This window comes from Sphingomonas flavalba, from assembly GCF_004796535.1.
Taxonomy (GTDB): domain Bacteria; phylum Pseudomonadota; class Alphaproteobacteria; order Sphingomonadales; family Sphingomonadaceae; genus Sphingomonas_L; species Sphingomonas_L flavalba.
The window spans coordinates 20,408-27,091 of record NZ_SPHY01000021.1 but is presented as its reverse complement, the minus strand read 5'-3'; the positions used below and the strand labels follow the sequence as shown (position 1 = coordinate 27,091).

At 72.6% G+C, this 6,684-nt stretch carries 4 protein-coding genes; 3 read left to right on the top strand and 1 reads right to left on the bottom strand.

What is annotated here, in order from left to right:
* From E4A53_RS13820 to trxA, 3 genes are all read left to right on the top strand, one after another.
* Positions 1–1,450: PD-(D/E)XK nuclease family protein (locus E4A53_RS13820; RefSeq protein ID WP_206366332.1), on the top strand; the 1,450-nt coding region annotated here is incomplete at its 5' end.
* On the top strand, positions 1,443–4,904 hold the full coding sequence (gene addA / locus E4A53_RS13815; protein WP_136163699.1) for a double-strand break repair helicase AddA: 3,462 nt from the start codon (positions 1,443–1,445) through the stop codon (positions 4,902–4,904). The genes E4A53_RS13820 and addA, both read left to right, overlap by 8 nt.
* A 56-nt stretch (positions 4,905–4,960) precedes the next feature.
* Complete coding sequence (gene trxA, locus E4A53_RS13810) at positions 4,961–5,284, top strand: thioredoxin TrxA (RefSeq protein ID WP_136163698.1); 324 nt, start codon at positions 4,961–4,963, stop codon at positions 5,282–5,284.
* A 94-nt stretch (positions 5,285–5,378) separates the two neighbouring features.
* Here trxA and argJ read toward each other — a convergent pair whose 3' ends face one another.
* A complete protein-coding gene (argJ, locus tag E4A53_RS13805) occupies positions 5,379–6,611 on the bottom strand; it encodes a bifunctional glutamate N-acetyltransferase/amino-acid acetyltransferase ArgJ (RefSeq protein ID WP_136163697.1) in 1,233 nt (410 codons plus the stop codon).
* Positions 6,612–6,684: the final 73 nt, after the last annotated feature.

Genomic DNA, 6,684 nt, shown 5'->3' with positions numbered 1-6,684 from the left:
CGGCGCCGGCACCCTTGCCGCGCTGGTCGCGGCGTTGCGCGAGGCGGCGACCGCGCTGGCGGGGGACACGGCCTGGGCGCGCCCGTCCGGCCGCGCGGCGGCGGAGCTGGTCGCGGAGCTTGAAGCCCATGCCGATACCGGGCCGGTCGATGCGCGGATCGACGGGCTGCCGGCGCTGATCCGCCATCTGGCCGACAGCGTCGCGGTGCGGCCGCCGCAGGGCGGGCACCCGCGCATCTTCATCTGGGGGTTGATCGAGGCGCGGTTGCAGCAGGCGGACCTGATGGTCCTCGGCGGACTGAACGAGGGAACATGGCCGGCGCTGGCGGCGCCAGACCCCTGGCTGGCGCCACGCATCCGCCGCGCGCTCGCCCTGCCGGGGCTGGAACGGCGGATCGGCCTTGCCGCGCATGATTTCGCCAGCGCGCTCGGTGCGCCGCGGGTGCTGATCACCCGTGCGCGGCGGGACGCATCGGCGCCGGCCGTGGCGTCGCGGCTATGGCTGCGGCTGGAGGCGATGAGTGGCGGCATGGCGCGCGACGGCGAACTGGCCGCGTTGGCGCGGATGATCGACGATCCGGGCGAACATCTGCCCGCGCCGCGCCCGGCGCCGTCGCCGCCGGCGGCGGCGCGGCCGCGAACGATCGCGGTCACCGACGTCGACCGGCTGAAGGCCGATCCGTTCGCCTTTTACGCTCGCGCGGTGCTGCGGCTGGCGCCGCTCGATCCGATCGACGCCGACCCGACCGCCGCCTGGCGCGGCACCGCCGTCCACGCCGTGCTGGAAGGCTGGGCCAAGGAGGATGACTGGGACCCGGCCCGGCTGCGCCCGCGCGCGGAAGCGATGCTGCGGCGGGCCGATGCCCACCCGATGCTGCGCGCGTTGTGGGCACCGCGCCTGCTGGAGGCGATCGACTGGATCGCGGCGCAACTCGCCGCCGGGCTGGCCGAGGGGCGCCGGCCGCTGATCGCCGAGCAATGGGGGCAGGCGGAGGTCGCCGGGGTGACGCTGGGCGGCCGCGCCGACCGCATCGACCGGCTGGCCGATGGCGGTCTGGTCATCGTCGACTACAAGACCGGCATGCCGCCGAGCGCGAAGCAGGTCGCCGCCGGCTATGCCCAGCAACTTGGCCTGCTCGGCCTGATCGCCGAACGGGGCGGGTTCGGTGACATCGGGGGGCAGGCGGCGGGGTTCGAATATTGGTCGCTGGCGCGCGGGCGCGACGGCGGTTTCGGCCATGTCGCCAGCCCGGTCGACCCGACAGGCGCGCGCGATCGCATCGTCACCGCCGATTTCACCCGCCATGCCGCCAATGTCTTTGCCGCCGCCGCCGAACGCTGGCTGACTGGCGACGCGCCGTTCACCGCCAAGCTCAGCCCGGAACACGCCCCCTATACCGATTACGACCAGCTGATGCGGCTCGACGAATGGTATGGGCGCGATGGCTGACGGGTTCAGGCCCCTCGACCGGCTGAACCCGGAACAGATCGCCGCCGCCGCGCCGGACGCGCATGTCTGGCTGTCGGCGTCGGCAGGGACGGGCAAGACGCAGGTGCTGATGGCGCGGGTGCTGCGCCTGCTGATGCGCCCCGGTTTCGACCCGTCGACGCTACTGTGCCTGACCTTCACCAAGGCGGGCGCCGCCGAGATGGCCGATCGCATCCACGCCCGGCTGGCCGGCTGGGTCCGGCTGGACGAGCCGGCGCTGAAGAAGGAGCTGTTCGCGCTCGACGAGCCGCATGACGACCCGGCGGTGCTGAAACGGGCGCGCACCCTGTTCGCGCGGGTGCTGGACGCGGCCGGCGGCGGCCTGCGTATCCAGACCATCCATGCCTTCTGCCAGACATTACTCGCCGGCTTTCCGGTCGAGGCCGGGCTGATCCCCGGTTTCCGCCCGATGGAGGCGCGGGAGGAGGCGGTGCTCGCCCGTTCGGTGCTGGCCGGGCTGGTCACCGAGGCGGAAGCGGCAGGCGATACCGCGCTGATCACGGCATTGCAGCGGCTGAGCATCCGCCTGGGCGAGGACAGGGCGGAGGGCTACCTGATGCGCTGCGCCCGCGCACCGGAGGAAATGGCGGCGCTACCCCCGGCGCTCGGCCCGGCGCTGCGCCGGGCGTTCGCGGTGCCGGAGGGCGATGTCGAGGCGGCGATCGTGGAGGCTTGCGCCGATGGCGTGTTCGACACCGGCGCGCTGCGCGCCGTCGCCGCCGCCAACGCCGCATGGGCGAGCAAGACCGGGCTGGAGACCGCCGACCGCATCGCCGCCTGGCTGGCCGCGGATCCGCCGGGGCGGGCGGCGACGCTCGACGGCATCGTCGCCATTGTCTTCACCGCCGCCGGGACACCGCGCAAGATATCCCCGAGGCTTGTTGACCACGACCCCGGCTATGCGGAGGCGGCGTTGCGGGTCGGCGAGACGGCGCGCGAATTGCTGGCGCTGCGCGCCCGCGCCGAATTGGCCGATCTGTTCGCCGCCGGGCTGGAAGCCGGGCGCCGTTTCGCCGCCGCTTATGCCGAGGCGAAGCGTGCGGGCGGCCGCGTCGATTTCGACGACCTGATCCGCAGCGTCGTCCGCCTGCTCGGCACGCCGGGGATGGGCGAGTGGATCCGCTACAAGCTGGATCAGGCGACCGACCATATCCTGATCGACGAGGCGCAGGACACCAACGCCAGCCAGTGGGCGATCGTCGGCGCGCTGGCCGACGAATTCTTCGCCGGGGCGGGCGCGCGCGGCGACCGGCTGCGCACCCTGTTCTCGGTCGGCGACTACAAGCAGGCGATCTTCGGTTTTCAGGGCACCGACCCGCTGTTCTTCGCCGCCGCGCGCACTCGCTTCGCCCGGCTGGCGCAGCCGGAGGTGGATGAGGGGATAGGGCAGGGCCTGCTCGACCTGTCGTTGACCCGGTCCTTCCGTTCGACCGCGCCGGTGCTGGCGGCCGTCGACGCGGTGATCGCCGAGGTCGGCGCCGATGCGCTGGGCGAGGATCTGGTCGCCGAACCACATGTGAGCGCGGTCGCCGGGCCGGGGACGGTGACGCTGCTCGCGCCGGTATCGGCCGAGGCGGAGGACGCGGGCGACGGAGAGGGCGAGGAAGGCTGGGTCAACACCGCCACGCGCCGGCTGGCGGGCGGCATCGCCGCGCAGGTCCGCCGCTGGCTTGACGCGCCGCTGTGGCTGGAGAGCAAGGGCCGGCCGCTGGCGGCGGAGGATGTGCTGATCCTCGTGCGCCGGCGCGGCGATCTGGCGTCGCTGATCGTCGCGCGGCTGCACGCGGAAGGGGTGCCGGTTGCCGGCATCGACCGGCTGATGCTGGGCCAGCCGCTGGCGGTGCAGGACCTGCTCGCCGCCGCCCGCTTCGCGCTCCAGCCGCAAGACGACCTGACGTTGGCGGCGCTGCTCGTCTCGCCGCTGATCGGCTGGACGCAGGACGAGTTGTTCGTCCACGGCCACCGGGAGGAAGGGCATGGGCTGTGGGCGCATCTGCGCGGGCAAGGCGGCATAGGCGAGACACTGGCGGCACTGCGCGCGATCCTCGCCGCCGCCGATCTGGTCACCCCTTACCAGTTCTTCGAGCAACTGCTGTCCGGCCCGCTTGACGGGCGGCGCAAGCTGCTGCGCCGGCTGGGCGCGGAGGCGCGCGACCCGATCGACGAGCTGCTGAACGCGGCGCTGCGTTTCGAGGCGGAGGCGGCGCCGTCGCTGCAGCGCTTCGTCGACTGGTTCGATCGCGGCGATGTCGAGATCGTCCGGGATCCGTCCAAGCCGCACGGCGCCGTCCGGGTGATGACGGTGCACGGCGCCAAGGGGTTGCAGGCGCCGCTGGTCATACTCGCCGACGCGACGGTCGACCCGGCGAACAGCCCGGCACGGTCGCTTTCCTGGCCGGTGGTGCCGGACGGCGCGCCGGTGCCGATCATCCGCCCGCGCAAGGCGGAGGCGGAGGGATCGCTCGCCGAGCTGATCGCCGAGACCGAGCGGCGCGAGCTGCAGGAGCATTGGCGGCTGCTCTACGTCGCGATGACGCGGGCGGAGGAGCGGCTGGTGATCGGCGGCGCGCTCGGCCCGCGCGCGAAGGGCGTCGCCGCGCCGGATAGCTGGCACGCGGCAACAGAGCGCGCGCTGACCGCGCTGGGGGTCGAGGCGGTCGCCGATGCCGACTGGGGCAGCGCCCTGCACTTTACTGGATTGGAACTAGCACGGCCGGTCGCGCGGGCGCGGGTGGCGGCGGGAGCGGTGGTGCCGCCGGTCGCGGTGCCGGACTGGCTGCACCAGCCTGCGCCGCAGGAGGAGCGGCCGTCGCGCCCACTGGCGCCGTCCGCGCTGGGCGACGACCAGGTCGCCGATCCGCCGGCGACCCCGGCGCTGCGCCGCGCTGCCGAGCGGGGGCGGCTGCTCCACGCGCTGTTCGAGCGGCTGCCGGGGGTGGCGGCGGCACAGCGGCGGGCGGCGGCCGATGCCTGGCTGGCCGCGACCGGTGGCATCGCCGACGCCGGCGAGCGGCGGGCGATTGCCGACGCGGCGCTGGCGGTGATCGAGGCGCCGGGCTTTGCCGATATTTTCGGGCCGGATGCGCTGGCCGAGGCGCCGATCGCGGCGGTGGTCGGCACGCAGGTGGTCGCCGGCACCGTCGACCGGCTGCTAGTCACGCCAGAACGGGTGCTGATCGTCGATTTCAAGACCGGCCGGCAGGTGCCGCGCACCGTGGCCGAGGTGCCCGATTATCACCTGAAGCAGATGGGCGGCTATGCGGCGGCGCTGCGCGTCATCTTCCCGGACCGGCCGGTCGAAGCGGCGCTGCTCTACACCGCCGGGCCGCGGCTGCTGCCGCTCGACGCCGCGCTGCTCGCCCGGCACAAGCCGGTCTTGGCGCCTGTTCAGCAAAGCTTGGACGAAGGCGCTTGAGCATCGGGCGGAGCATCCCTATTTCTGCCCGCGAACCCTGATTGGAGTGCGAGCATATGGCCACCAAGGCGATCACCGACAGCAGCTTTCACGACGACGTGATCGCGGCGGAAGGCCCGGTCCTTGTCGATTTCTGGGCGGAATGGTGCGCGCCCTGCAAGATGATCGGCCCGTCGCTCGAAGAGATTTCCGACGAGCTGGACGGCAAGGTGACGATCGCCAAGATCAACATCGACGACAATCCCGACGCCCCGGCCAAATACGGCGTGCGCGGCATTCCGACGATGATCCTGTTCAAGAACGGCACCCCCGCCGCCACCAAGGTCGGCGCCGCGCCGAAGAGCCAGCTTAAAGGCTGGCTTGAAGGCGAGCTGGCTTAAGCCATCAGCGTCGTGCGGGCGAAGTCCGGCATCTCCCCTCTGTTATGAAACAAGGAGATGCCGGCCTAAGCTGGCATGGCGTTTGAAGTGGCGTTCAGCTCCGGTAATCGGCGTTGATCGCGATGTAGCCGTGAGTCAGGTCGCAGGTCCACACGGTGGCGCGGCCGTCGCCCAGCCCCAGATCGACGCCGATCTCGATCTCCTTGCCCTTCAGATGGGCGGCGACCGGTGCCTCGTCATAGCCTTCGACCGCCAGCCCGCCCTCGGCGACCTGGGTGGCGCCGAAGCGGATCGCGAGGCGGTCGCGCTCGGCGGGCTCGCCGGCCTTGCCGACCGCCATCACCACCCGCCCCCAATTGGCGTCCTCACCGGCGATCGCGGTCTTGACCAGCGGCGAATTGGCGATCGCCAGCGCGATGCGGCGGGCGCTGGCGTCGGTTTCGGCGCCGGTCACCGCCACCTCGATGAATTTCGACGCGCCTTCGCCGTCGCGGACGACGAGCTGGGCCAGGTCCAGGCAGACCTGCGACAGCGCTGCCTGGAACGCGTCGGCGCCGGGGTCGGCGGCGGCGGCAAGCGGGGCGTTGCCCGCCTTGCCGGTGGCGAAGGCGAGCACGGTGTCCGATGTCGATGTGTCGCCGTCGACGGTGATGCAGGAAAAGCTGCGGGAGTTCGCGGCGGCCAGCATCTGCTGGAGGAAGGCCGGCGTCACCGCCGCGTCGGTGAAGATGAAGCCGAGCATCGTCGCCATGTCCGGCGCGATCATCCCCGAGCCCTTGACGATGCCGGCGATGGTCACCGTCCGTCCGCCGACCAGCGCCGTCGCCACCGCCCCTTTGGCGAAGGTATCGGTAGTCATGATCGTCGCGGCGGCGTCCTGCCAGTCGCAGGGCGCGGCGGCGAAGGCGGCGTCCAGCCCGGCTTCCGCCTTGTCGATCGGCAGCGGCACGCCGATCACTCCGGTCGACGCGACGAACACCTCGTCCGCCGGGCAGCCGAGATGGGCGGCCGCGCGTGCCGCGATCGCCTCCACCGCCGCGCGGCCGCGATGGCCGGTGAACGCGTTGGAATTGCCGGCGTTGACGACCAGCGCCCGCGCCCGGCCGTGCGGCAGCGCGGCGCGGCACCATTCGACTTCCGGCGACGGGCAGCGGCTCTGGGTCAGCACGCCGGCAACGACGGTGCCGGGGGCGAGGGTGACGAAGGTCAGGTCGCAGCGGTTCCATGCCTTGTAGCGGGCGCGGGCGACGCGCGCCGTCGCACCGGCGACCGGCGGCAGGGCGGGGAAGGTGGCGGGGGCCAGCGGCGACACGGTGGAAGCGTTCATGTCCGGCCCTATAAAAGCCCTGTCGCCAGGATCAATGCCGGCGGCGCGCCGGTCCGCGTGCCTTTTGATTAGA

What these genes read in the sequence shown, in the direction of transcription:
- addA (WP_136163699.1), top strand. Translation starts at nt 1,443, where the DNA reads ATGGCTGACGGGTTCAGGCCCCTCGACCGGCTGAACCCGGAACAGATC.
- trxA (WP_136163698.1), top strand. Translation starts at nt 4,961, where the DNA reads ATGGCCACCAAGGCGATCACCGACAGCAGCTTTCACGACGACGTGATC.
- argJ (WP_136163697.1), bottom strand. Translation starts at nt 6,611, where the DNA reads ATGAACGCTTCCACCGTGTCGCCGCTGGCCCCCGCCACCTTCCCCGCC.